The organism is Vibrio sp. EJY3 (assembly GCF_000241385.1).
Classification (GTDB): Bacteria; Pseudomonadota; Gammaproteobacteria; order Enterobacterales; family Vibrionaceae; genus Vibrio; species Vibrio natriegens.
The window spans coordinates 572603-597906 of sequence record NC_016614.1; the positions used below are offsets into that span (position 1 = coordinate 572603).

General features: G+C 46.3%; 23 protein-coding genes. 17 read left to right on the plus strand and 6 right to left on the minus strand.

The features are described 5' to 3' along the window. Positions 1-23: 23 nt before the first annotated feature. Complete coding sequence (locus tag VEJY3_RS18500; protein ID WP_014233940.1) at positions 24-950, minus strand: electron transfer flavoprotein subunit alpha/FixB family protein; 927 nt, start codon at positions 948-950, stop codon at positions 24-26. After that, on the minus strand, positions 947-1699 hold the full coding sequence (locus VEJY3_RS18505; protein ID WP_014233941.1) for an electron transfer flavoprotein subunit beta/FixA family protein: 753 nt from the start codon (positions 1697-1699) through the stop codon (positions 947-949). Before VEJY3_RS18505 ends, VEJY3_RS18500 begins: the two co-directional genes overlap by 4 nt. A 159-nt stretch (positions 1700-1858) precedes the next feature. On the opposite strand from VEJY3_RS18505, the gene VEJY3_RS18510 reads away from it, so the two are divergent. The 9 genes from VEJY3_RS18510 (at position 1859) to VEJY3_RS18550 (ending at position 12568) form a co-directional block, all read left to right on the plus strand. Beyond that, positions 1859-3496 (plus strand): electron transfer flavoprotein-ubiquinone oxidoreductase, encoded by a 1638-nt coding sequence (locus tag VEJY3_RS18510; RefSeq protein ID WP_014233942.1) that lies wholly within the window; start codon positions 1859-1861, stop codon positions 3494-3496. Between the two features lie 241 nt (positions 3497-3737). Then, complete coding sequence (locus VEJY3_RS18515) at positions 3738-4538, plus strand: ABC transporter ATP-binding protein (RefSeq protein ID WP_014233943.1); 801 nt, start codon at positions 3738-3740, stop codon at positions 4536-4538. Continuing rightward, the gene (locus VEJY3_RS18520; RefSeq protein ID WP_014233944.1) at positions 4538-6490 is read left to right on the plus strand and encodes a long-chain fatty acid--CoA ligase; all 1953 of its coding nucleotides are present in this window, start codon (positions 4538-4540) and stop codon (positions 6488-6490) included. Before VEJY3_RS18515 ends, VEJY3_RS18520 begins: the two co-directional genes overlap by 1 nt. Next, entirely contained in the window at positions 6490-7383 is an 894-nt protein-coding gene (locus tag VEJY3_RS18525) for a branched-chain amino acid ABC transporter permease (protein ID WP_014233945.1), read from the plus strand. Before VEJY3_RS18520 ends, VEJY3_RS18525 begins: the two co-directional genes overlap by 1 nt. An 11-nt stretch (positions 7384-7394) precedes the next feature. Then, on the plus strand, positions 7395-8462 hold the full coding sequence (locus tag VEJY3_RS18530) for a branched-chain amino acid ABC transporter permease (protein WP_014233946.1): 1068 nt from the start codon (positions 7395-7397) through the stop codon (positions 8460-8462). A 54-nt stretch (positions 8463-8516) separates the two neighbouring features. After that, complete coding sequence (locus tag VEJY3_RS18535; protein ID WP_014233947.1) at positions 8517-9761, plus strand: ABC transporter substrate-binding protein; 1245 nt, start codon at positions 8517-8519, stop codon at positions 9759-9761. 79 nt (positions 9762-9840) lie between these two features. Beyond that, positions 9841-10662: an ABC transporter ATP-binding protein gene (locus VEJY3_RS18540; protein WP_014233948.1), complete on the plus strand. Its 822-nt coding sequence runs from the start codon at positions 9841-9843 to the stop codon at positions 10660-10662. Between the two features lie 9 nt (positions 10663-10671). Continuing rightward, a complete protein-coding gene (locus VEJY3_RS18545; protein ID WP_014233949.1) occupies positions 10672-11865 on the plus strand; it encodes a phenylacetate--CoA ligase family protein in 1194 nt (397 codons plus the stop codon). A gap of 100 nt (positions 11866-11965) precedes the next feature. Next, positions 11966-12568 carry a methyltransferase domain-containing protein gene (locus tag VEJY3_RS18550; RefSeq protein WP_014233950.1) on the plus strand — a complete coding sequence of 201 codons (603 nt, stop codon included), beginning with the start codon at positions 11966-11968 and terminating at the stop codon, positions 12566-12568. Between the two features lie 112 nt (positions 12569-12680). Here the strand turns inward: VEJY3_RS18550 and VEJY3_RS18555 are convergent, their stop codons facing one another. The 3 genes from VEJY3_RS18555 to VEJY3_RS18565 form a co-directional block, all read right to left on the minus strand. Then, positions 12681-13460 carry a hypothetical protein gene (locus tag VEJY3_RS18555; RefSeq protein WP_014233951.1) on the minus strand — a complete coding sequence of 260 codons (780 nt, stop codon included), beginning with the start codon at positions 13458-13460 and terminating at the stop codon, positions 12681-12683. A gap of 605 nt (positions 13461-14065) precedes the next feature. Beyond that, positions 14066-14725, minus strand: coding sequence for a cytochrome c family protein (locus tag VEJY3_RS18560; protein WP_014233952.1), 660 nt, complete (start codon positions 14723-14725; stop codon positions 14066-14068). 5 nt (positions 14726-14730) lie between these two features. Next, entirely contained in the window at positions 14731-16044 is a 1314-nt protein-coding gene (locus tag VEJY3_RS18565) for a molybdopterin-dependent oxidoreductase (protein ID WP_014233953.1), read from the minus strand. Positions 16045-16354: 310 nt separating this feature from the next. Between VEJY3_RS18565 and VEJY3_RS18570 the strand changes: the two genes are divergently transcribed. Beyond that, complete coding sequence (locus VEJY3_RS18570; protein WP_014233954.1) at positions 16355-17215, plus strand: mechanosensitive ion channel family protein; 861 nt, start codon at positions 16355-16357, stop codon at positions 17213-17215. Between the two features lie 145 nt (positions 17216-17360). Then, positions 17361-18404 (plus strand): nitronate monooxygenase family protein, encoded by a 1044-nt coding sequence (locus VEJY3_RS18575; protein WP_014233955.1) that lies wholly within the window; start codon positions 17361-17363, stop codon positions 18402-18404. Positions 18405-18436: 32 nt separating this feature from the next. Here the strand turns inward: VEJY3_RS18575 and VEJY3_RS18580 are convergent, their stop codons facing one another. Beyond that, positions 18437-19483, minus strand: a complete 1047-nt coding sequence (locus VEJY3_RS18580; protein WP_237708195.1) for a LysR family transcriptional regulator — start codon at positions 19481-19483, stop codon at positions 18437-18439. A gap of 145 nt (positions 19484-19628) precedes the next feature. Between VEJY3_RS18580 and VEJY3_RS18585 the strand changes: the two genes are divergently transcribed. The 6 genes from VEJY3_RS18585 to VEJY3_RS18610 all read left to right on the plus strand — a co-directional run bounded on the left by VEJY3_RS18585 (position 19629) and on the right by VEJY3_RS18610 (position 25261). Beyond that, a complete protein-coding gene (locus VEJY3_RS18585) occupies positions 19629-20408 on the plus strand; it encodes an ABC transporter substrate-binding protein (RefSeq protein WP_014233957.1) in 780 nt (259 codons plus the stop codon). Between the two features lie 62 nt (positions 20409-20470). Continuing rightward, positions 20471-21187 carry an ABC transporter permease gene (locus VEJY3_RS18590; protein WP_014233958.1) on the plus strand — a complete coding sequence of 239 codons (717 nt, stop codon included), beginning with the start codon at positions 20471-20473 and terminating at the stop codon, positions 21185-21187. A 10-nt stretch (positions 21188-21197) separates the two neighbouring features. Then, the gene (locus VEJY3_RS18595; protein ID WP_014233959.1) at positions 21198-21917 is read left to right on the plus strand and encodes an ABC transporter permease; all 720 of its coding nucleotides are present in this window, start codon (positions 21198-21200) and stop codon (positions 21915-21917) included. Positions 21918-21999: 82 nt separating this feature from the next. Further along, positions 22000-23022: an N-acetyltransferase DgcN gene (dgcN, locus tag VEJY3_RS18600; RefSeq protein WP_014233960.1), complete on the plus strand. Its 1023-nt coding sequence runs from the start codon at positions 22000-22002 to the stop codon at positions 23020-23022. Next, the gene (dgcA, locus tag VEJY3_RS18605) at positions 23015-24001 is read left to right on the plus strand and encodes an N-acetyl-D-Glu racemase DgcA (protein ID WP_014233961.1); all 987 of its coding nucleotides are present in this window, start codon (positions 23015-23017) and stop codon (positions 23999-24001) included. Before dgcN ends, dgcA begins: the two co-directional genes overlap by 8 nt. A gap of 582 nt (positions 24002-24583) precedes the next feature. Continuing rightward, positions 24584-25261 (plus strand): hypothetical protein, encoded by a 678-nt coding sequence (locus tag VEJY3_RS18610; RefSeq protein WP_014233962.1) that lies wholly within the window; start codon positions 24584-24586, stop codon positions 25259-25261. Positions 25262-25304 lie beyond the last annotated feature (43 nt).

Here is a 25304-nt window from a genome sequence, read left to right on the forward strand (position 1 = left end):
CTGCTCGCCCTTTGTTTGACTATTTACAGTTGTTCAGCAAGCTGTGGCAAAATCTCAAACAGATCGCCGACTAGCCCGTAATCAGCAACTTCAAAGATAGGGGAATCTGGATCTTTGTTGATTGCAACAATGACTTTTGACTCTTTCATACCTGCAAGGTGCTGGATTGCACCAGAGATCCCAACCGCAATATAAAGCTTAGGTGCGACAATTTTACCGGTTTGACCAACTTGTAAGTCATTCGCGACAAAACCAGCATCGACGGCTGCGCGAGACGCCCCAATCGCTGCGCCAAGTTTGTCGGCGACTTTTTCGATAAGCTCGAAGTTTTCTTTGCTGCCCACACCACGACCACCAGAAATCACGATTTCAGCGGCAGTGAGTTCAGGTCGCTCTGAAACGGTCTTGTCGATAGAGACCAATTCAACAACTGGAGATTGAACGGTGGTTTGCTGATGTTCAATGTCAACTTGGCTATTGCAGGCAACTGGGTCAAAGGCCGAAGCACGCACGGTGACTACACGCAACGGGTCGTTTGAAGTTACTTTAGCGAAGGCGTTACCAGCATAAATTGGTCGGATAAATGTCTTGTCATCCACCACTTGAACGATATCTGAGATTTGTCCAACTCCGCATTTAGCTGCGATGCGTGGCGCAAGATCTTTCCCTTTTGATGAAGAGTTTGCCCAGATGCCGTCAAATCCGTCGGCTATCCCTGACACAACAGGAGCAATATTTTCGGCGAATTGGTGCACCAGCGATTCGTCGTCAATGCAAATCACTTTGGCAATACCATCAACTCGGCTTGCTTGTTGGGCAACGTCTTCACACTGATAACCAACCACGAGTAGAGTATTGTCTTGGCTCACCTGACTCGCCGCATTCACAACTTTCAGCGTATCGGCATGCAGTTGCTGGTTGTCATGTTCTGCAATAATTAGATTCTTCATGAAATCACCTTCGCTTCGTTACGTAGCTTATCAATAAGTTCAGAGACAGACTCTACTTTGATGCCTGCTTTTCGTTGCGCTGGTGGCGTGACTTCAGTGATGGTCTGGCTAAATACAATCTCAACACCCAGGCTATCGGGAGTGATCGTATCTAGTGGTTTGCGTTTGGCTTTCATGATGTTTGGCAAAGACGCAAAGCGAGGCTCATTTAAGCGTAGATCAGTGCTGATCACCGCTGGTAAGTTCATTGCTACTGTCATCAAACCGCCGTCAACTTCTCTCACTACCTGAACTCTTTGATCTTCAATCTTCACTTCCGAAGCGAAGGTTGCCTGAGGCCAGTCAAGCAGAGCTGCCAGCATTTGTGCAACTTGGTTATTGTCGGTGTCGATAGACTGTTTACCGGTGATCACCAGGTGAGCTTGCTCTTGCTCGACGATCGCTTTTAGTAGTTTCGATACAACCAGAGGTTCAATCTTGTCTTCAGTTTCAATATGAATGGCTCGATCTGCGCCTAGCGCTAGGGCAGTACGCAATTGTTCCTGACACTGTGTGCCTCCCGCACTCACAACGATGACTTCTTCTGCAATCCCTTGTTCTTTAAGTCGCACAGCTTCTTCAACGGCGATTTCACAGAAAGGGTTGATAGTCATCTTGACGTTATTGGTTTCAACATCGCTGTTGTCCGACTTAACACGGACCTTAATGTAAGGATCAATGACCCTTTTAATTGGCACTAGTATTTTCACGTTAGATTCCTTTTTACAGTGAAGACTATGTGTTTACAGTGAAGACGATGTGATGACGTCTTTAAATTGATGTTAATTTACCTTTACGTTTGCGTCAACTTTAAATATATTGTTGTTTAACAAGTTGGCAACATGCAAAAAGAAGAAGGGAATACAACCATGGAAAGAGACTGCATGGAGTTTGATGTTCTGATTGTAGGTGCAGGGCCTGCGGGCTTGTCTGCTGCCTGCCGCATTAAACAGTTGGCAATGGAAAAAAACCAAGAAATCTCAGTTTGTGTTGTCGAGAAAGGTTCAGAAGTCGGAGCGCACATACTCTCTGGCGCGGTGTTTGAAACGCGCAGTCTGGAGGAGTTGTTTCCTGATTGGGAGGCAATGGGTGCCCCACTGAATACTAAAGTCAATCAGGATAAAACCTACTATCTGAGTAATGAACTCAATGGTCATGAGCTGCCAACGTGGGCAGCGCCTAATACGTTACACAACGAAGGTAACTACATAATAAGCTTAGGTAACTTATGCCGCTGGATGGCGAATGAAGCGGAAAACTTAGGCGTAGAAATTTACCCTGGTTTCAGTGCCAGTCATGCTATCTTTGACGAGCAAAACCGTGTTTTTGGGGTAATTACTGGCGATATGGGCTTGGATAAAAATGGCGAGCAGAAAGCCAATTTTGAGCCGGGTATTGAGCTTCGCGCTAAGTTTACTTTGTTTGCCGAAGGTGCACGTGGTCATATCGGTAAACAATTGATTAACAAATTTAATCTGGCTGATGATAAAACGCCTCAGCACTATGCGATTGGCTTTAAAGAGCTGTGGGAAGTTCCAGCCGAGCAGCATCAGCAAGGGTTAGTTGTGCATGGATTAGGCTGGCCACTTGCGAGTGAGGCAACAGGGGGAAGCTACCTTTATCATTTGGAAGGTAACCAAGTTGCGGTTGGTCTGATCATCGACCTCAATTATACGAACCCTCATCTCAGCCCGTTTGACGAATTCCAACGGTTCAAACATCACCCGATGATTGAGCAATACCTTAAAAATGGTAAGCGCATCAGCTATGGCGCGAGAGCGATCGCTAAAGGCGGATTTCACTCCCTTCCAACTCAACAATTTGCTGGGGGATTACTGATTGGCTGTGATGCTGGCACGCTCAATGGCGCCAAAATTAAAGGCACTCATACCGCAATGAAATCAGGTATGCTTGCCGCCGAAGCGGTATTAGAAGCAATTTTAAATCAGTCGGTTAGTGCTGATTACCAGAAACATTTCCAACAGTCTTGGTTATACGAAGAACTGTATCAGGCGCGTAACTTTTCTAGTGGTATTCACCGCTTTGGCGCTTGGTTAGGTGGAGGCTTGGCGATGCTGGAACACAACGTGTTAAAAGGCAAAGCGAAGTGGAATGTACGCTGTGATAATCCTGATCATCAGTCGTTACTTTTGGCAGAAAAGAGCCATGAGATTGCCTATCCAAAACCGGATGGCGTATTGAGTTTTGATCGCCTCTCTTCAGTCTATTTGTCCAATATCTTCCACGAAGAAGACCAGCCATGTCATCTGCATCTTGCTAGTCAGCGAATTCCAATAGAGCAGAACTTAGCTCTTTACGCCGAACCAGCACAGCGCTATTGCCCTGCTGGGGTGTATGAAATAGTCAAGGGTGAGGAACAAGCTGAATTACAGATTAATGCGGCAAACTGCATTCACTGTAAAACCTGCGACATCAAAGACCCAAGTCAAAACATTACCTGGACACCTCCAGAAGGGGGCGGTGGCCCTAACTATCCGAACATGTAATTTTGCATGTAATTTCTATTAACAATTTATTTACTTAAAGTTTGCGTTAGTTCAAATCTTAATCGATGAACTGGATTGCAACTTCAACTTCTAGGCACTATTCTGACTTTAACTTGACGTTTACGTAAACTGAATAAATGAGTTGATGCATAGGTGTATAAGCAGTTGCCAGTATCAACGTCAGGCTGGATATGGAAATAGTGCTTCACGGAACGCACTCAAAAAGAAAGGGAGATCAACTATGGTATCGGAAACACCTCTTTTGCAGGTAAACGATATTTCATTGGCCTTTGGTGGGGTTAAAGCTTTAACCGATGTGAGCTTCCATGTGAACGAAAAGGAAATCTTTTCAATCATTGGTCCCAATGGTGCTGGTAAAACATCAATGCTCAACTGCATTTCAGGACGATACACGCCTAACAAAGGCTCCGTAGTGTTTGCCGGAAATGACGTCACCAAGCGTACACCGAGTCAACGAGCAGAGTTAGGTCTGGGTAGAACGTTCCAGAACCTGGCGCTTTTTTCTCATATGTCTGTACTCGACAACATCATGGTTGGCCGCCATCACCTGTTGAAAAACAATTTCGTGACAGGCCCGCTTTACTGGTTTTCTAACGCACAAAAAGAAGAGATGGCACACCGCAAGTACGTAGAAGACGTCATCGATTTCTTAGAAATCCAACACATTCGTAAAGCCACCGCTGGCACGCTCTCTTATGGGTTACGTAAGCGTGTTGAGCTTGCTCGCGCTATTGCTTTGAAGCCAAAACTACTTCTGCTTGATGAACCAATGGCCGGTATGAACCTTGAAGAAAAGGAAGACATGGCACGTTACATCATGGATCTCAACGAAGAACTGGACATCACCATCATCATGATCGAGCACGATATGGGTGTGGTCATGGACATCTCCAATCGGGTTCTCGTTTTGGACTTTGGTAAACACATTGCAATGGGGCAGCCAGAAGAAGTCATGGCGAATCCACACGTGAAACAAGCTTATTTGGGTGAAGAACTTCCGACATTAGAGGAGAGTGCATAATGGCACAGCAACATAATGATTGGGCAGATATAACCAACTTAGATACCTTTCCAAAAGTGTTGCAGCACAACGCCAAGCACTGGCCAGATCAGGTCGCAATGCGCGAGAAGGAATTTGGTATTTGGCGAGAATTTACTTGGCAGGATTATGAAGATCGAGTCAAGTGGATGGCGCTTGCACTACAAGATTTAGGTGTTGGTGAACAAGACGTTGTGGGGCTTTTAGGCGACAACCGACCTGAATGGGTGTGGGGCGAACTGGCCGCGCATGCGATCAAAGGTTATTCACTGGGCATCTATCAAGACTCGATGCACGAGGAAGTGGCGTATTTAATCAACTATGCCAAAGCGAAAGTAGTGATTGCAGAAGATGAAGAGCAATGTGACAAGTTGCTTGAGTTGGGCGATGAGATCCCGAGCGTTGAGTTCATCATTTATTGTGATCCACGCGGAATGCGCAAGTACGATGATCCAAGACTTATCGATGTCGAGAAAGCGTATAAAAAAGGTCAGTTAATCGACAAAGCTGACCCTGACAAATATCTGAATATGGTTGCGGCAACCAAAGGCAGCGATCTTTCGATTCTTTGTACCACTTCGGGTACGACTTCTAAACCAAAGCTCGCACAGCTTCACAGCGGCACGTTTTTGGATCACTGTGCGGCTTATCTTCGTGCCGATCCACGTTCTCCAGGTGATAACTACGTTTCGGTACTGCCTCTGCCTTGGATTATGGAACAGGTATATGTGGTTGGTCAGGCGTTGATTTCCCGTCAAATCGTCAACTTTGTCGAAGAGCAGGAAACCATGATGGCGGACTTACGCGAGATTGGCCCAAACTTCGTTCTACTGGCACCACGCGTATGGGAAAACATTGTGGCAGACGTGTCTGCTCGAATGATGGACTCTACGCCGTTTAAGCAGAAAATGTACAAACTCGGCATGAAGTTGGCGAATCAAGCCTTGGATCAGGGTAAACGCTCCAAGTTGGCGGAATGGATTCTTCTGCGAGCACTGCGAGACCGTTTAGGTTTCTCGAATCTGACTTCTGCGGCAACAGGCGGTGCGGCAATGGGTCCCGATACTTTCCGTTACTTGCAAGCGATTGGTGTGCCACTCAAACAGCTTTATGGTCAGACCGAAATGTGTGGCGCGTACACCGTGCATAAAGCGGATGATGTCGACTACGACTCAGTCGGTGTGGCGTTTGACAATGCGGAAGTGAAAGTTATTAACCCAGACAGCAATGGTGTGGGTGAGATCATTGCCAAAAGTACTGGCATGTTTACCGGCTACCTCAATAACCAGGCCGCTTACGATGAAGATGTGCAAGATGGCTGGATGCATACTGGCGACGCGGGCTACTTTAAAGAATCTGGCCACTTAGTGGTGATTGACCGTCTGAAAGATATGTCGGAAACCAGCCATGGCGACCGTTACTCTCCGCAGTTTATTGAAAACAAACTCAAGTTCTCACCATTTATCGCAGAAGCGGTTGTGGTGGGCAAAGACAGACCTTGGCTCTCTGCAATTATCTGTATTCGCTACGCGATCGTCGCCAAATGGGCAGAGCAAAAGGGTATTGCGTTCACCAACTACACCAACCTTTCTGCGCAACCTGAGGTGTTTAAAGCGATTCGCGAAGAAGTACTCAAAGTGAACGAGTCTCTGCCGGACGCACAGAAAATCAGCAAATTTATTCTGCTTTATAAAGAGCTGGATGCCGATGACGGCGAGTTAACCCGTACGCGTAAAGTTCGTCGTGGTGTGGTTGCGGAGAAATACGGTGACATCATCGAAACCATTTACAGTGCTGCGCCAAATGTCGATGTCGATACGGTGATTACTTATCAGGATGGGACTAAGACACGCATTCAAACGTCACTGGTGATTGAAACGCTTATTCAACATGAGCTGACACTGGTGGATAGCGAACAACGGAGGATCGCATAGTGAATACGGATTTATTACTGCAACTCGTCATTAATGGCGTAATCGTCGGCATGTTGTATGGCGTTGTCGCCATGTGCTTTGTATTGATTTACAAATCGACTCAGGTGGTGAACTTCGCGCAAGGTGAATTTCTACTGATCGGCGCATGGGTGTGCTGGGCGGCGTTGGTTCACCTTCAATTACCGTTCTTTATCGGATTCTTACTGACACTCGCCTTTATGATGGTGTTTGGTATTGCGGTCCAAACCATTGTACTCAGACCTTTAATCGGTGAGCCGATCATCTCGGTCATTATGGTGACCATCGGTCTGTCGATGTTCTTCCAAGCACTGATGAAATGGATATTTGGCGTATCAGCGGTATCGTACCCGCAAGTATTCGAAACAAACGTGGTGAATATTGGTGGTCTCAACGTTGAATTTGCTTACATCCTTAGTTTAATTTTCTCGATGATCATCATGGGTGCTTTCTACTGGTTCTTCAAATTCAGCAAAATGGGTTTGGCGATGCGAGCGACGGCATTTAACCAGCAAGTAGCCCAGAGTCTTGGCATTTCCATCAAGAAAGTGTTTGCGATCAGTTGGGCTATTTCGGCGATGGTATCCGCGACAGCAGGGATTGTTATCGGGATTGTAAACGGTGTTTCTGACGCGCTATCCATCATCGGCATCAAAGTATTCCCAGCGGTTATTTTGGGTGGTTTGGACTCGGTTGTTGGCGCGATTGTCGGTGGTATCACCATCGGCTTACTAGAGAATCTGGCTGAGTTCTTTGATAGCCAATACCTGCAAGTGGGTAACCTGTATAACATCGCACCTTTCTATGTGCTGTTAATCATTCTTGCCTTCAAGCCATACGGCCTGTTTGGTACCAAAGATATTGAGCGTATTTAAGGAGAAATAACATGGCTCAACTTAGCATGCGCCCATGTGGGGATTTTCGAACCACATACAAAAGTGATACGCCGATTTTTGAAACCAAAACCATTAGAAGACTAGCGATAGCGGGTGTTATCGCGATGTTGGCAGCGCCGCTGGTTCTGGATATCTACTTCCTCAACCTATTTATTCAGATTGCATATCTGGGTATTGCAGCGCTGGGTCTGAACATTCTGGTCGGCTTTACCGGGCAAATTTCGTTAGGTCACGGTGCGTTTTTTGGCTTCGGCGCATTTGCATCGGCATGGCTGAATAACCAATACAACATTCCTGTGGTGCTTGCCATTCCGCTCGCGGGTTACCTGACTATGATTGTCGGGATGATCTTTGGTCTGCCAGCGGCGCGTATCAAAGGGTTGTACCTCGCAATCGCAACCTTAGCCGCGCAGTTCATCTTAGAAGATTTCTTTGCTCGCGCTGAGTGGTTCAGTGGTGGTTCATACGGTGCAAGTGCAAACCCAATCAATCTGTTTGGTTTCGAATTTTCGACCGATGAAAGCTTCTTCTATGTTGCACTGTTTGCGCTGATCTTTATGTACATGTGGGCATCGAACCTGATTCGTTCACGTGATGGACGTGCGTTTGTCTCAGTTCGAGATCACTATTTATCCGCAGAAATCATGGGTATCAACCTGACCAAGTATCGTCTGCTCTCTTTTGGTGTCTGCGCATTCTACGCAGGTATCGGCGGCGCACTCTACGGTCATTACTTAGGCTTTGTCTCTGCGGAAGGCTTCACCATCATGATGTCTATCCAGTTCCTGGCGATGATCATCATCGGTGGTCTGGGCTCTGTAAAAGGCACATTAATGGGCACGATATTTATCGTATTGCTGCCGGAAGTTTTAGAGTTTGGCGTGACGGGTCTGGCTGCGTTTAGCGATAACACTTCGTTTATTGATGGGCTGGCTTACTTCAAAGAGATGGCAATTGGTCTGGTCATCATGCTATTTCTGATTTTCGAACCTCAAGGGCTGTCACATCGCTGGCAGCAGATTCGAGCATATTGGAAACATTATCCGTTCTCTTACTAATCGGTACGTCGTGTACTTAAGTGGAATATACCTCAATAACAAGGACAACGAGTTATGAACAAAGGACATTTAGCGACAACGTTGGTGCTATCTTCAGCACTGTTTACTACCGCATCTTGGGCAAAAGATTCCGTATTTGTCGGGCATCTGGTGGACTTCTCTGGTCCAACGGCTTATGTAAGTAAACCGTACGGCTCTGGTGTGCGAGATGCACTGCAGTGGATTAACGAAAATGGCGGCATCAACGGTACCGAATTAGAATTTGAAACGGTGGATATGGCGTACAAAGTGCCAGTTGCGATTTCTAACTACAAACGTTGGGTTGCCCGTAAGAACATGGTAGCGCTGCAAGGTTGGGGTACGGCGGATACCGAAGCGTTAATCTCTTTTGTCACCAAAGACAAAGTGCCAGTCTTTTCGGCATCTTACTCGGGTCACTTAACTGACCCAACAGGTAAAAACCCGAAAACAGCCAAACCTGCTCCGTACAACTTCTTCTACGGCGCTTCTTACTCAGATGCCTGTCGTGCATTGGTGAAATGGGCGAAAGAAGACTGGGAAGCGAAAGGCAATACCACTGCGCCTAAATTTACTCACATCGGTGATAACCACCCGTTCCCGAATGCGCCAAAAGAGGCGTGTGCAGAGTATGCCAAAGAACTGGGCTTTGAAGTGCAAAACCCAGTGGTTGTGTCACTTAAACCGGGCGATTTCAAAGCGCAATGTCTGTCGCTTAAAGAGTCTGGTACCAACTACGGCTACATCGCAAACTTAGGTGGTTCGGTTATTTCTCTGGTGAAATCGTGTAACACGGTCGGCACCGACTTCCAATACATGGCGAACATCTGGGGCGGTGATAAACCGGTTATTGAAGCGGCGGGTGACGGTCTGAAAGACTACGTTTTCCCGGGTATGACCGCATTCTGGGGTGATGATACAGAAGGAATGAAACTGGTAGAGGAAATTTCCAAACTGTCAGAATCGGAACCGGGAGAGTTTCGAACTCACCACTACATCCGAGGCGTGTGCTCTGCGTTCTACATGAAAGAAGCGATGGAGTGGGCGAAAGACAACGGTGGTATTACGGGTGATAACATCAAGAAAGGCATGTACGTACACAAAAACTGGGTACCAAAAGGTCTAGAAGGAGTATGTATTCCTGCTAACTGGCAACCAGAAGATCACCGTGGCACCACTACCGTAAACGTGTTTATGGGTAATAACCAAGGGGGCGCGGTAGACATCAAGAAAGTGTCTCAAGTTACATTGTCACGTCGTGATGATTGGTTAGGTTACTAATCTTCTACTTACTAAGCATAACGATTACTAAGAATAGGATAGGTGAGAGGCAACTCTCACCTGCACAAGGAGTGGCTTGATGAGTGAATTAGCAACGAATATAGAACCAGCAGAAATTCTGCTCTCGGTGAACAATATCGAAGTGGTCTACGACGAAGTAATCTTGGTTCTGCGTGGCGTGAGCCTTGAAGTACCAAAAGGTCAAATCGTGACGCTATTAGGCGCAAACGGGGCGGGTAAATCGACCACACTAAAAGCGATTTCGGGTTTGTTGAAAACCGAAGACGGTGAAGTGACTCGCGGTGAAATTACCTTCATGGGCGAGCGTATCGACAACAAGAGCCCGGAAGAAATTGTCCGTTCGGGGATCTTCCAGGTGATGGAAGGGCGTCGAATCGTTGAAGACATGACAGTTATTGAAAACCTTCGTTTAGGGGCGTTTACCCGCAACGACAACGAGGTCGAGAAAGACATCGAAATGGTGTTCGACTACTTCCCTCGACTCAAAGAACGTACTGGTCTTGCTGGCTACTTGTCTGGCGGTGAGCAGCAAATGCTCGCAATTGGCCGTGCACTCATGGCTCGCCCAAAAATGATCTTACTTGATGAACCGTCGATGGGGCTATCGCCACTGCTGGTGAAAGAAGTGTTCAGCATCATTGAGAAGATCAACAAAGACCAAGGCATTACCATGTTGCTGGTGGAGCAGAACGCGAACTTTGCTCTTCATGCAGCCGATTATGGTTACATCATGGAATCCGGCAAGATTGTGCTCGATGGCACTAAGCATGAGCTGCTTAACAATGAAGACGTGAAAGAGTTCTACCTTGGTGGCGGCGATGAAGAGCGCAAGAGCTTTAAGAACTTAAAATCTTACAAACGTCGTAAGCGTTGGTTGTAAGGAGTGGTGATGAACGAATTATTCGATGCGAAAGAGTCTCTGCCGTCAACAGAGAGAGAAGAATCTCTGTTTAAACGTCTGCCGACACTGATTGAAAATGCAAAAGCGCACAGCGAGCATTACGCCAAACTATTCGCAGATATTGATCCTACTGCGGTAAGTTGTCGCGAAGAGATTTCGAAGTTGCCGATTACACGCAAGTTTAATGTGCCCAGCCAGCAGCAACTCAACCCGCCGTTTGGGGGCGTCAGTATCGGGCATATGGCTCGCGTGTTTCAATCTCCTGGCCCATTGTATGAAGCGCAAACGGATGAAGCCGACTTCTGGCGTATGGGGCGTGCGTTTCACGCGGCTGGGTTTCGCCGCGGAGATTTAGTCCACAACACACTCTCTTATCATTTTTCCCCGGGCGGATTCATTATGGATGGCGGGGCGAGAGCCTGCGGCTGTGCTGTGTTTCCGGCTGGAGTAGGGAATAGTGAAGCGCAGATTGAAGCGATCAAGCAGCTTCAGCCAACGGGCTACACCGGGACACCATCTTACCTAATTACGTTGCTAACCAAGTATCAAGAGCAATATGGTGAGAAGCCGAGCATTGACAAGGCTCTGGTTTCTGGAGAAGCGGTCACTGCAGACATGCAAAAAGCGTTTTCAGACATGGGCATTGCAGTGTCTCAAGCGTATGCGAGCGCCGAACTTGGTTTGATTGCTTATCAGGTTTCTGGTGAACAAGGCTTAGTGATTGCAGAGGATATCATTGTCGAAATCGTTGACCCTGATGGTATGCCTGTTCAATCAGGTGAAATCGGTGAGGTGGTGGTGACTTCTCTGGATGAAAAATTTCCGCTTATTCGCTACGCAACCGGTGATCTCTCTGCTCACATCGAAAGAGACTCTGATTCACCACGTACTAATATGCGCATAAAGGGCTGGATGGGGCGCGCCGATTCGGCAGTCAAAGTTAAAGGCTTATTTGTTTATCCGCACCAGATACAGGAAGTGTGCCGTCGCCATGAAATTACCGGCTCGTTAAAAATTGAGCGCGATGGTTTCAGCGATACGATTACATTCTGTTGCCAGGAAGGTCACGTTTCTGCCGATGATATTCAAGCAACGTTGCAGTCTGTTACTAAGCTCAAGGGCAAGGTCCAGTTTGTGCCGAACAGCGCGGAGCAACCTCTGATTAACGATTTACGCAATTAGCAACGTTAGATATAACAGGGTAAGGCTAGGATAAAAGGGATACCGAGATAAGTCGCGTATCCCTTTTTAAGTTAAACAATACCGATTTAAAGGAAGTGCAATGAAAACGACAGACTCACCAAGTATCGATGTGAATTTCTGGGATGATTTGTTTGTCAAAGGCACAATGCCGTGGGATCGAAATCAAGCGCCCGAAGACCTAAAACGTTACCTAAGCCAAATCTCCGGTGATGCTCAATCTGTGTTTATTCCCGGTTGTGGTGCAGCGTATGAGGTAACACAGTTCGTCGATCATGGACATGATGTTGTCGCGATGGATTATAGCGAAGAAGCCGTGAAAATGGCTCAATCAAAGCTTGGCAGGCACAAAGATAACGTCAGGTTAGGGGATGTGTTTAGTGCTGAATTCTCCGAGCCGTTTGACGTGATTTATGAACGAGCATTTTTAGCCGCATTACCAAAAGAGAAGTGGGACGATTACTTTGCAATGATTCAGCGGTTATTACCAAGCAAAGGTCTTCTGGTGGGTTATTTTGTTATCGATAACGACTATCTATCGCGCTTTCCTCCGTTTTGTTTGCGCAGCGGCGAGTTGGAAAGGCGGTTAGATAAGTCGTTTTCTCTCATAGAATCCGAACCAGTGACTGACAGCGTCGACGTGTTTAAAGGTAAAGAGTATTGGATGGTGTGGCAAAAGAAGTAATGTTTTACGTTCCTGATGTGTAAACCGGACATGGAATTGAAAAACCATCGTTTACCTCTTTACTACTGGGAAAATAAGAGGCCTACGATGGTTTAGTTGGCTATTTTAATTTTTATTCAACGATATCGAACTCCGATAAGCCGTTTGCAGCTGCGCGCACTTGTTGCACCGTCACCATTGTTTTGCCTACAAAGACCTTCGCATAAGCACTGGCATCAGAAAGTTCCTCTGTAGTAAGACCTACACCTGCTTTGGTGGTAAAGTAAGCTTTAATCTCATATTCACCGGCATCCATATTAGGCAAGATAAAGTTAAAGTGGTGTGCTGCGAGAGTATCTTGCATTAGGCCTATTTCTTCGTCGGTAACTTCACAATCTTCTGTTACGTCTAAGGAGCCTTCGCTTACTACGTCTCCATTTTCATCAAGAGTACCTTCGACAGATAGCTCACATGTTTCGATAACGCCTGCCAACGTTGCACTCATCTCTTGAATTCTTTGAGAAAGAGTAATTTCACCAGGAACAGCTTCTACTTCTTCGCCTCCACCTACAGGTGTTGCCGTTACAACTACTGTCGCTCGTCCATCAGCAATCGCTTTGGCTAAAGCACCGTCTTTACCTTTGACTGATGTGTCAGTGACAATGCCAATCTCAGCAGAAACGCCAATCAATAGCTCTTTGTCTTGAGGTACTTTCAAGGTAGTAATAACATGACCGTGTTTTTCGGGTGCAACAATTTCATTCGTGTCATAGTTTTCAAAGTTGAGTGCTACAATCTGTGCCGGATTTGTGCTCCATGTTGCAGCGAATTTTGCAGATGGGCCTGCTAGTGCGGAAGTTGAGCCTAAGGCACCTGTTATCGCTGTTAATAACAAAATATTTTTAAAACTCATGTCTAACTCCTGATTATTGAAACAATAAGTTCCCCAGATTCTTAATACAATCAATAACGAAATGGGATACGACAATAAAATGACAGGCCACGTTTAAATTTAGTTATGGCCAGAATGGTCTTTAAATTAGTCCTTGATAAAAACCATTGGATAAGATACTAGTTGAAATAAAATTAATTGCACAAAAATAGTTTGCTTATTTAAAATTTCTATTTTAAAAAAGAAAACAATATGCAATTTGTTTTTTTCACAGCGAAAAACGCGAGATGGGAAAGTCATGAATAAGGAAGTTTTGTTTAAAGCTTTGATAATAAGATAAATTTATTTTGTTTTTCTGTTTAATTGTGGCAGGTGGTTAAATTTAAACTCTATATAAACATAGTTTCATATAAGTTGTAGTGAGTATTATAATTATTTGTTTATAATACGGTTTATAAATTTCCTCTTATTTTTATTATAAAAAATTAAATTTGAAAAATAGGCATAAGCAATCTAGTGAATAAATGAAAATAGTTTGAGGCCCATAAAGTTTACTCTTATTTATATGGGCGTTTTAATTGTTAAGTTATTAATTGAATTTACTAGCATTATTTGGAAGAAGAGAATTATTGGCCATAGTAGACAGATAAATAATCAAGAACAGCTTCACGATCATCGCCATCGAGTTCTTCCATACCTTGCTCTTCTATCATCCAGTCGAGCATTTTATCCCAACGCTTTCTGCTTAAACCTTGCTGAGCGACCATATGTAAAGAATGACAAGCAGAGCATATTGCCGCAACCAGTTCCATGTTTTCTCCCGGTGTTAAGATTCCATCCCCCGCTGATTTTACTTCCATTCCGGACGAAGGGGTGACCCAGTCAGGAGGTGAGGAGTTCTTAGTCGCAAGCCACGCGATGATGGCGGCTCGAGCCCCTGGGTCTTTCACTCCCGGAAACACCATGTTGGTGCCTGGTGCGAACTCAGTGGGGGACGCTAAAAATGCATCAAGCTTTTCAGCATCCCATTTGCCTTGATGCTGTTTTATTCCCTCGCTGTAATTAAAGCCCGCAAAACTAGCAATAGAACGTTCTGCCAGCCCCCACAGTGGCGGACCAACCACAGTGACGCCATTGGGTTCAAATTGGTGACAAGCTTTACATACCATTGCTTGTTGTTCGCCCACTTCAATTAACTCTGTGTTTGCAAAGGTAAGCCCACTAACAAGGCTTAATAGTGATAGAGAGAGCGGGAAGACCCGCTCTCTAAGGTTATGACTTTTCACTGTGGTTACCCCTTAACGACCAAAGCAACGCGATGAAAGGTGTTATTTAGGTATCCTTTTGGATTCCAAGCGATGGCAAAAGGTTGGCTAACATTCTGATCATCGGTCGCTTTCGCCCAAACTTCATAATAGCCCGGCTGAGGGAACTTCACTTTGGCGTTAAAGGTCTGCCATGCGCCGTCGTTTGCTGGATCGGCGAGGTCAGCATCCATCCATGTTGCGCCAAAATCTATCGAAAGCTGAACTTTTGTCACTTTACGGTCTCCAGACCAGGCATGACCGCGCACCGCAACCTCGTTTCCATCCACTTGTGAGTTTGTTTGAGGTGACGTGATGAGGGATTTCACCGGCATACGCTCGATGATTTCAAAATCCTCTTTTGCAACTTCTTCGCCGGGAGCCACTGGTCTGTTAGGCACACGATAGGATGTCCCTGTCATTTTCGGACCGTCATGTACCTGATCGCGGATTTGAATTCGTGTCAGCCATTTTTGCGAACAGGAGCCAGGCCAACCTGGGACAACTAAGCGTAGAGGCGCACCATTCATTGGGTGAAGAGGTTCACCGTTTTGTTCGAAAGCGATAAGGTTTTCAGCGCCCATCGCCTTGGCAATGGGTACGCCGCGAGAAATTGGTAACTTACCTTCCTGACCCGAAAGGTGTTTATCTGCACCGTAATGTGCCGTATAAACCGCACCGTCTTTGACACCGGCAGCTTTGAGAACATCAGCTAGCCTCACTCCCGTCCAGCTTGAACAGGCAACCGCACCATAAGTCCATTGATTACCTGATGCTTTAGGATCGAAGAATGCACGGCCATTACCGCCGCATTCCACGACAAGTTGTTGCTCGATCACATCGAAGTTTTTCTTCAGATCGGCAATCGTAAGTGTCATGGGTTTGTCCACCAGACCATCGATGGTTAAGTTCCACGCTTCAGCGTTGACTGCGGTTGGAGGGATGCCGTTGTTGCGTATGAAATGATGGCGGGTAGGCGTAATGTCGTCATTAAGAAGGTGAGGTGGCGTTTCAGCATTCATTGGTCTGTCGTTAAGCACAGTCAGACCATCTTTACCTTCAATCATTACGTCATCGAGCCCTTCCGCAAATGCTGCCGGGATAATCCCAGCTGGCATGTTTCGGTGGAAGGGAATGGCTCCGCCAAGCACGGCGGCCATCGTTGCTAATCCCGCGCCTTTTAAAAAGCCTCGTCTGTCAGGGTGACTGACTCGTCCAAAGACTTTCTCATCCGCAGACTCAGGATTTTTTTCATAATATTTATAAATCCCTTGTGGCTTGTTTTTCTCGTTCTCACTCATGATGCGTTCCTTTACCGGTTAACGCCCAAGAACATCTCTGTACTTTTATGGTTCTGCAGGTCGTTTCACCGAACTCTACAAATAACGTCCGAAATAAGTTTTACATCACTAACATTAGTCGACTATTGATAGCCTTAACAATATTTGAGAAAAATTTGCTCCTCATCAGCACACTTCGATGCTTTTTCGGATTTACAGGTTCTATTTTGATTCGGAGAAGGCTTAAAACCTTCATTTGTCGTTATGTGGATTACAATTTAATTAACACGCGTTGTATTAATCAAAAACAATAAGATAAAAGTGAGCTTCTATGTTCGATAAAGTCATTTCCTTTCTAGAGACCACCTTATTTACCTTTAATGATCAACCCATCACTTTGTGGGCAATATTGATGGTTCCCACTTGGATACTGGTTAGTTTGTGGCTGTCCAAAATACTTATTAAAGCGGTTACGTCCAGAATGGCGTCAGCAGGGAAAGATCCGAATGTTATTCATTTAGTTAAGCGGATATTGTTCGTCATCGCTCTCGGGATTATTTTCCTCACCACTCTTTCGTTGATTAATGTACCTATTACCGCGTTTGCCTTCCTGTCTGGTGCTGTCGCGATTGGCTTTGGTTTTGGTGCTCAAAACATCATTAATAACTTTATTAGTGGCTGGATTTTGATTGGTGAAAAGCCGATTAGGATTGGTGACTTTTTGGAAGTAGAAGGAGCAAAAGGCACGGTCGAGCAAATTAATACCCGTTCTACGCGGATCAGACGTACTGATGGTGTGCACATGTTAATACCAAACAGTCAGTTGATTGAAAACGTGGTCATTAACTGGACACTCTGCGACAGGTTGGTAAGAGGCACTGTCGTGGTCGGTGTTGCTTATGGAAGTGACGTAAAACTGGTCGCGTCGTTAATGAAAGAAGTGACGTTAAAACAAGAACAAGTGCTTGGTAACCCAGAGCCCGATGTATTCTTCCAGGACTTTGGTGATAACGCTCTTATCTTTGAATCGTATTTTTGGATCCATTCAACGGTTGAAGGAGGGATTCGTGCGGTATCCAGTCAGATACGTTTTGAAATTTATGAAGCCTTTGAGCGAAAAGGCATTGAGATCGCATTCCCTCAACGTGATGTCCATATTGATGGCGAAATTAAAGTTTCTCGGGAGCGTTAGCCAACCTTGCCTTGATTCACCGTTTCATGTGATGGCTCCTTAACCTTTAAAACCTTGAACCTCAGCGATACTCGCGGATTGTATGAATGCGCAAAAGGTTGCATTATGTGTGCTTCGTTTTCTTCATTAGAGAAGCAGGGAAATAATGAACACAAGATATAAGGATTTATTAGGTACCGAACTTTGCGTTATTCAGTCGCCGATGGCGGGTGTCCAAGGAAGTAATCTGGCCATTGCTGTGAGTGAAGCAGGAGGGCTAGGGTCCTTACCTTGTGGCATGTTGAGTATCGATCAAATCGTGAGTGAAATTGAGGCGATCAAAGCGGCAACCAGCAAACCATTTAATCTCAACTTTTTCTGTCATGATGCATCGCCTTTCAATCAACAGCGCCAAGCGATTTGGCAAAATGAGTTAAAACCGTTTTTTGATGAACTTGATTTAGATATGAAGCTTGCGGCTGGTGGAGCGAACAGGGTGCCATTCAGCCATGAGATAGCGGATGCGATTGAACCGCTTTCTCCTGAGTTCATTAGCTTTCATTTTGGTCTGCCCGATAGTGACTTGCTAGAGCGAGTCAAACGATGGGGCACCAAAGTCGTGTCATCTGCGACGACGGTAGAGGAAGCTCTTTGGTTAGAGTCTCGCGGAGTGGATGGCATCATTGCACAAGGCATAGAAGCTGGTGGACACCGCGGGATGTTCTTATCCAAAGATATCTCGACGCAAATGGGGTTGGTTGCACTTCTTCCTCAAATTGTAAATCGAGTCAACGTTCCGGTGATAGCCGCAGGTGGTATTGCTGACAGTCGCTCAGTGCATTCTTGTTTACAGCTAGGAGCGACAGCGGTACAAGTCGGAACGGCTTATCTGTTATGTAAAGAAGCTCAAACATCGCCATTGCATAGACAGGCTCTGAAAGAAACGAAATCACAACATACCGCATTAACGAATATTTTTTCTGGAAAACCAGCGCGTGGCATTGTCAATCGAGCAATGAGAGATCTGGGTTATATGAGCTCGTCTGTGCCGGAATTCCCATTTGCTTCCATCGAAATGACGCAACTTCGCAAGCAAGCTGAAAGCCAAGGCATAGATGACTTCACCCCGTTATGGTGCGGCCAAAATACACAAGGTTGCCAAGAAATATCGGCAAAAGAGATGACACTTGCGTTAGCTGGGCTGCGTTAATTTTCAATATTTATAGAGATTGGTAGTACGACTTAATCTCCCTGAGGCTGATGATGAGCACTCTGAATCGCATTAAGGGTATCGCGCACCAACTCTTGAGTTTGTTGCTTGAGCAGTTTAACAAACTGCACTTCAATATCGCTCAACGAGACCGTTTCTGGCGTTACTAGGTACATTTCGGTTACGGGCAGTGATTCGTAGGGAGGAAGTGGCCACAGTAGTCCTTGTGCAACGTAAGGTTTGGCGCTTTCGACAGTCAGAGCACCAAAGCCGATTCCTGCCATGATCATGCGGCGAACTTCCTCAACATTGGATGAAACGGCAACTAACTTCCCCCAAAACTGCTGTTGTTCACGAAAGTGGGCGATAGCGTCCAGTCCTTCTCCTGGCTGGTCGCTTTCAAAAGAGATGTAGGGCAAGCCTTTAATTTCGTCGAGGGTCAAGTCTTCGCGTCCAAAGCACAGGTGGGTTCGTCCGCAATAAAAACCCATCTGTTCGTAGCCGAGAAAGTCACAACGAATGCCTGTTTTGGCTATCTTCTTATTACTCAATCCTATGTGCAATAAACCGTCAGCAACGTGACTGACGATGTCAGCGCTTGGATGGGTATTAACGTTAAAAATAACGTTAGGGTACAGCGCGTGATAGTTCGCCAGTGTGGCATCAAACGCCGGGCACTGCAGATGACTGGCTATCTCAATCGTCAACTCGCCTTGAATATTATCCGCTTGATCAACAAATTGATCCGCCATGTTGCCAATGATACGACTCACTGATGAGGCATACTCGTAAACTCGCATCCCGTGCAGAGTAAGAGAGAACACGCCTTTTTTGCGCAGGATGAGCCGTTTATCTACGTGCTCTTCAAGTCGCTTCAACGCATTACTTACGCTGGGTTGGCTGAGCGATAACTTACGCGCAGCAGCACTAATACCACCTTCGTTAACAATGGTTAAGAACGTATACAGTAAGTTCCAGTCGAGATTACGTAAAAGGCGGTCTTTAGGGTTGAGCATGTGCTTCTTTCCTTGAATGGTTACTTGAACGAACACCCCATAGCGATAGGCTATGTATATCATACTAATTCATCATTATGGCTTTTAACTACTTTTTTCACATACTCAATACTGTCTTTGTGACCGTTTGCTGAAGTAGAAGGGAGATGTCTTCTTAGCGAGCGAGAATCTGGAATGAAACGATAACAAGAGTAGAAGGGAATCCATGATGTCAAAAGGAAAATTTTTAGGTGCTTTGCTTGCTACCTCCGTGGCCGTCGCTGCTTCAGCGGGCGTTAACGCAGAAACAATCAAAATTGGTACAGAGGGAGCGTATCCTCCGTTTAACTACTACACCGCAGACGGCCAGCTAGCTGGTTTCGATATCGAAATCGGTAAAGCACTCTGCAGCGAGATGAAAGTCGAATGTGAGTTCGTCGCTCAGGATTGGGACGGTATTATTCCGGCGCTTTTGGCGGGTAAATACGACATGATTCTGGCTTCCATGTTCATTACCGATGAGCGCAAACAACAAGTGGCATTCAGCGCTCCGTATCAGGCGTCTGCGATGACGTTTGTTGTCGATAAGCAGTCAGGTATTAAAGATGTGTCCCCAGAGGCGATGAAAGGCATGATCATTGGTGCACAAGGGTCTACGACACAGGCTGAGTACCTGCTAGCGAAATACCCAGATTCTGAAGTGCGTTTATACCCGACACAGGATGCAGTAAACCTCGACTTGGTTAGTGGTCGTATTGACGCTCAAGCGGGCGACATCATGCCAATGACGGACTGGCTAAGTTCTGAAGATGGCGCGTGTTGTGAAAAAGTTGGCAACCTGATCATGGACCGACAATATGTGGGTGATGGCGTGGGTATCGCATTTCGCAAAGAAGATCAGGAACTTCGCCAACGTTTAGATCAGGCGTTAGTGAGCATCATCAAAAATGGTACTTATCAGAAAATCAACGACGAGTTCTTCTCGATTAACTTACTGACTCTGAAATAAGTCAGATCAAATGTGGCGGCCTATGTCGCCACTGAGTAGTAAATCAAAAAGAGAGCGACGCGATGGATTATCTGATGTATCTGAGTCTGGGTGACACTGGCTGGGGAGACGAGCTGCTTAAAGGCTTAGTGGTGACTCTGGGGTTAGCTCTGTGTGCTTTGCCTGTGGGATTATTTTTGGGCACGGGCGTGGCCGCACTGTCGATAAGTACTAACAAGAGCCACCGCTGGTTTGCCAATGTTTATACCACGGTACTGCGCGGGCTTCCGGAGCTGCTGACTCTATTTATTATCTACCATGGCGTCGGTCTGCTGATTAACAAAACGCTGAAATGGATTGACCCTAGCAACGGTTTTTTCGAACTGAATCCGTTTGGTGCAGGTGTGATTGCACTTGGTCTGGTCTTTAGCGGCTACGCGGCAGAGGTGCTGCGTGGTGCCTGGAAAGCGATGGATAAAGGTCAGCGTGAGGCCGGATACGCACTCGCGTTGTCCAGACTTCAAATATTCTGGCTGATCGAGCGCCCGCAATTGCTGCGTTTGGCTCTGCCGGGGTTAGGTAACTTGTGGATCAACTTATTAAAGGATACCGCTCTGGTGTCGGTCATTGCACTCGATGACTTGATGCGTGCGGCGAACATCGCTGTAGGTGCCACCAAAAAGCCATTTTTGTTCTATCTGACGGTTTGTTTAGCCTATTGGGCTGTGTGCTTGTGCTGCGAAAGATTATTGGCAGCAATGGAGCAACACTCAAAACGTGGTATTCGAGTGAGTCGCTAAGGAGAAAGCTATGACAGATTTTATTGCTAAGGTCGCTCCTATGTTACTCGATGGGGCATGGATGACGCTGAAAATCACCTTTATTTCGGTTTCGATAGCGGCTTTGCTGGCATTGCCTATGTCACTATTGCGTATTCAGCGGGCACGCATCTATCGTTGGCCAGCACAGCTCTTTATCTCTTTCTTTCGTGGAACGCCACTTATTGCTCAGCTGTTTTTACTCTATTACGGCTCTGGTCAGTTTCGCCCTTGGCTAATGGAAATGGGAATGTGGGGCTTATTCCGCGATCCAGTTAACTGTGCGCTATTGGTGTTCACCCTCAACTCACTGGCATATCAGACCGAGATATTACGCGGTGCAATTCAGTCTGTAGATGCAGGTGAGATAGAAGCGGCCAAATCAATGGGCATGAATAATAGCTTGTTGTACAGACACATCGTCATGCCGCTTGCGTATCGTATTGCTTTTCCTGCTCTTGGGAATGAATGTATTTTAATGCTCAAAGGCGGCGCAGTCGCGAGTGTGATTACCGTGATGGACTTGATGGGACAAACTCGACGCGCATTTTCTCAGACTTTTGATATCTCGACGTACTTTCTGGCGGCAGCGATGTATTTGGTGATTGCAACTGTATTTGTAATGGCCTGGCGTCAGGCAGAACGTTATCTCTATCGTCATCAGATCCAGCGAACGCCAGGCACACAGCCAGCGACTGTCGCTACGACCTGATTTTTCAACCCTACCACAACCTGATGGCAACAGGAGCAAAGACTCTTGTGGGCTCGTTTGACTTTAAAAAAGGATCAACACAATGAACAAGATTGAATTGAAAACGCCTTATTTGGTGTTTCTGGGCGATGCAAATGATCTTCTAATGGCGAAAGTAGCTAAAGGTGTGGCTCACTGGCGACCAGAAAAGTGTCTGGCGCAATATCGACTTCCGGGCGCAAAAGCAGACCTCGGCATCGCTGAAATGTCACCGCGCGAAGCGGCTGAGTGCGGCGCGAAAACCTTTATTCTTGGCCTAGCACCCGTAGGTGGCACGTTGCCACTGGCTTGGATTGACATCTTAATTGAAGCGATGGAATCGGGAATGGACGTCGCAAGTGGTTTACACATGCGCCTAAACGACATCCCTGAACTGGTTGCAGCAGCTGAACGTACGGGTCAAAAACTTCTGGATGTTCGCGTGCCTCAAGGGCCAATGGTATGTGGCACAGGCCTTCCGCGCACTGGTAAACGTCTGCTGAGCGTTGGTACTGATTGCTGTGTTGGAAAAATGTTTACCACGCTAGCGATCCATCGAGAGATGGAAAAACGCGGTATTCCGGCAACGTTCCGCGCCACTGGCCAAACCGGTATTCTTATTGAAGGTAGCGGTGTGCCTGTAGATGCCGTGGTTTCCGACTTCATTTCAGGCATGGTTGAAACGCTCTCTCCAGATAACGCACCAGAACATTGGGACATTATCGAAGGGCAGGGCTCACTTCTGCATCCAGCTTATGCGGGGGTAAGCTTGGGCTTGTTACATGGTGCTCAAGCGGATGTGATCATCGTTTGTCACGAGGCTGGTCGCACGCAAATGGATGAAATGGAAGGTTACAGCGTGCCTGATCTACAGACGGTTATCGACATTAACCTTACGATGGGCCGCGTGACGAACCCGAATATTCGTCTGGGTGGTATCGCGCTGAACACGGTGAATTTGAGTGAAGAAGAGGCACTCGCTGAAATTGCACGTATTGAGAAACAATTTGGTGTACCTGTGGTCGACCCTGTCCGTACAGGCGTGGCGAAAATTGTCGATGGCATCGAAGAGGTTTGCTATGCGTAAGATGAGTGTGCGCGTTGAAAGGTGGCCACTGCATGAGCCATTTGTCATTTCACGCATGGATCCGATGCTGCATGGTGAAGTTGTGGTTGTTGAGATAGAACAAGATGGACTCGTAGGGCGTGGCGAGTGCGAACGGATGAATGTCTTCGAGCCCGATTACCCTTACGATGTCTTGGCGGATGTTGAATCTGTTGTTCAAGCAGTAGAGTCGGGTATCAGCCGTGAAGAACTCGGTGAGTTGTTACCATCTGCTGCGCCACGCAATGCCGTTGACTGTGCTTTGTTTGAATTGGAAGCCAAGCTAAAACAGCAACCAGCATGGCAAATGGCGGGTTTTAGTGACGCACCTCAGCCAGTAACAACGGTATTCACTTTATCACTCGATAGTGCTGAAAAAATGGGCAAAGCGGCTGAAGCGCAAAAACATCGCCCAATTCTGAAGCTAAAACTCGGTCGCGACGGTGACTTAGAACGTGTCCGTGCAGTACGTGAGGCAGCGCCTAATACCCGTTTGGTGATTGATGCCAACACCGGTTGGAGCTTTGCACAGCTGTGTGAGTACTTGCCAGTTCTCGCTGAACTCGGTGTGGAAATGGTTGAGCAGCCGTTGTCGTTTGAAGAAGAGCACTTACTGGAAACGATCACGCCGTTGTTGCCCATTACCGCGGATGAGTCTTGTATTGATCGTTCCTCGCTAGCTGCTTTGAAAGGACGCTATCAGGCGGTGAATATTAAACTGGACAAAACCGGTGGCATGACAGAAGCATTGGCTTTGCTTAAAGATGCGCAGGAGATGGGCTTTGAAGTGATGGTCGGGTGCATGATTGGGACTTCTCTTGCTATGGCTCCGGCACTGCTTCTCGCTCAACAAGCTCGATGGGTCGATATTGATGGGCCACTTTTGTTATCAGAAGACAGAACACCTGCGCTCAATTATTGCGAGAGCGTAGTCGAGCCGACAGAAGGTGTATGGGGATAAGACTGCAGCCTGACTTTTATCTAACGTCTAACTTTTATCTCGTTCAAAGCCATGGTCAAGTGCCATGGCTTTTTTGTTATTTTGGCGAGAGCGAATTCCTGATCGTATAAATTAGCCACAGTCTCGCTTGGCTTAGGCCTCTGAGGGACAGGTAATTTCTTGCAACCATTTGTTGACTTCGAATGCATTGGCTCCGAATGGTCAAATGATGATGAGGTATCGTAGGTGCAGGAGTGGCATTGAAAGCAATGTTGCCTGTCATTTGGTAGGATGTTGTTCTTTTTATAAGTTAACTGGTTGTTAGAGCTAAAAAATGGCGTTCAGCACTCCCTAAGTTGCAACTATGTTGATAAGATGACGGCGACGATTATGTAAAGAAGGCAAAATTACATCGGCAAAGAGAGCAATGCTGCTGACTTACAGTGCATTTTAGTTCTTTGTCTCGGGGAATCGATTGCTTTGGCTGACTTGATTAAAAACCGTGTATGAAACGGAAAGCAAACTATACATCCACAGTAAAGACTGATGTAATACCTTCGAGCTTCAATATTTGTGCGAGTAGCGCTGAGTAAAAGACTGTATATGAAAAAAATTATCTCCTTGGCTGTGTTAATTAGCCTAGCAGGGTGTGTTACGACATCTACTAGTAATCCTGTTTTATCGGATGTACACGTAGAAAAGTGTGAAGAGCTCGGTAGACTAGTCGTCACTCAAGATAAAGAGTTCCAACCATCAATGTCAGTGTCATCGCTCGTTTTAAACCAGTTGCCAGTTGTTGCTGAAGATTTTAAGGGTGGTGTTCTGACCTGTAGTGTTGTCGGAGCTACTGATACGGGTTACGCCATTGCGTATGACGAGAGTTCAGAGATTTATCTACACCGCAGGTTTAGTGGCAACAACAAGACTGCAGTTCTGGCTAGCCTGACCGAGCAAGTGGCACAAGAAGAGCAAAGACGCCAAAATTTAGAGCGCGAGAAAAGAGAACAAGAGCAAGCTGCTAAACGTCAGGCCATGATTGATGAACGCATTCAGTTTTGTTTGGACTTTGGGGCAAAATACGCTGATATCCTTAAAGGGCACGGCATGAGAGTTGATAACGTGTCAGTATACGACTCGTGGAACAGCGGTGAATCCGTCACTTGTGTTAATAGTTACGACGGTTACTGGGTCGATGATATTAATGAAAAGGGTACCGAACAAGTGAGAGAACAGCATGTTATCAATAAGAAAACGGGAGAGTATCAAACGATTTTTCGCTGATAATCGACCGTTAGATTAGGCCGAAACCTTAGATTACTCAGAT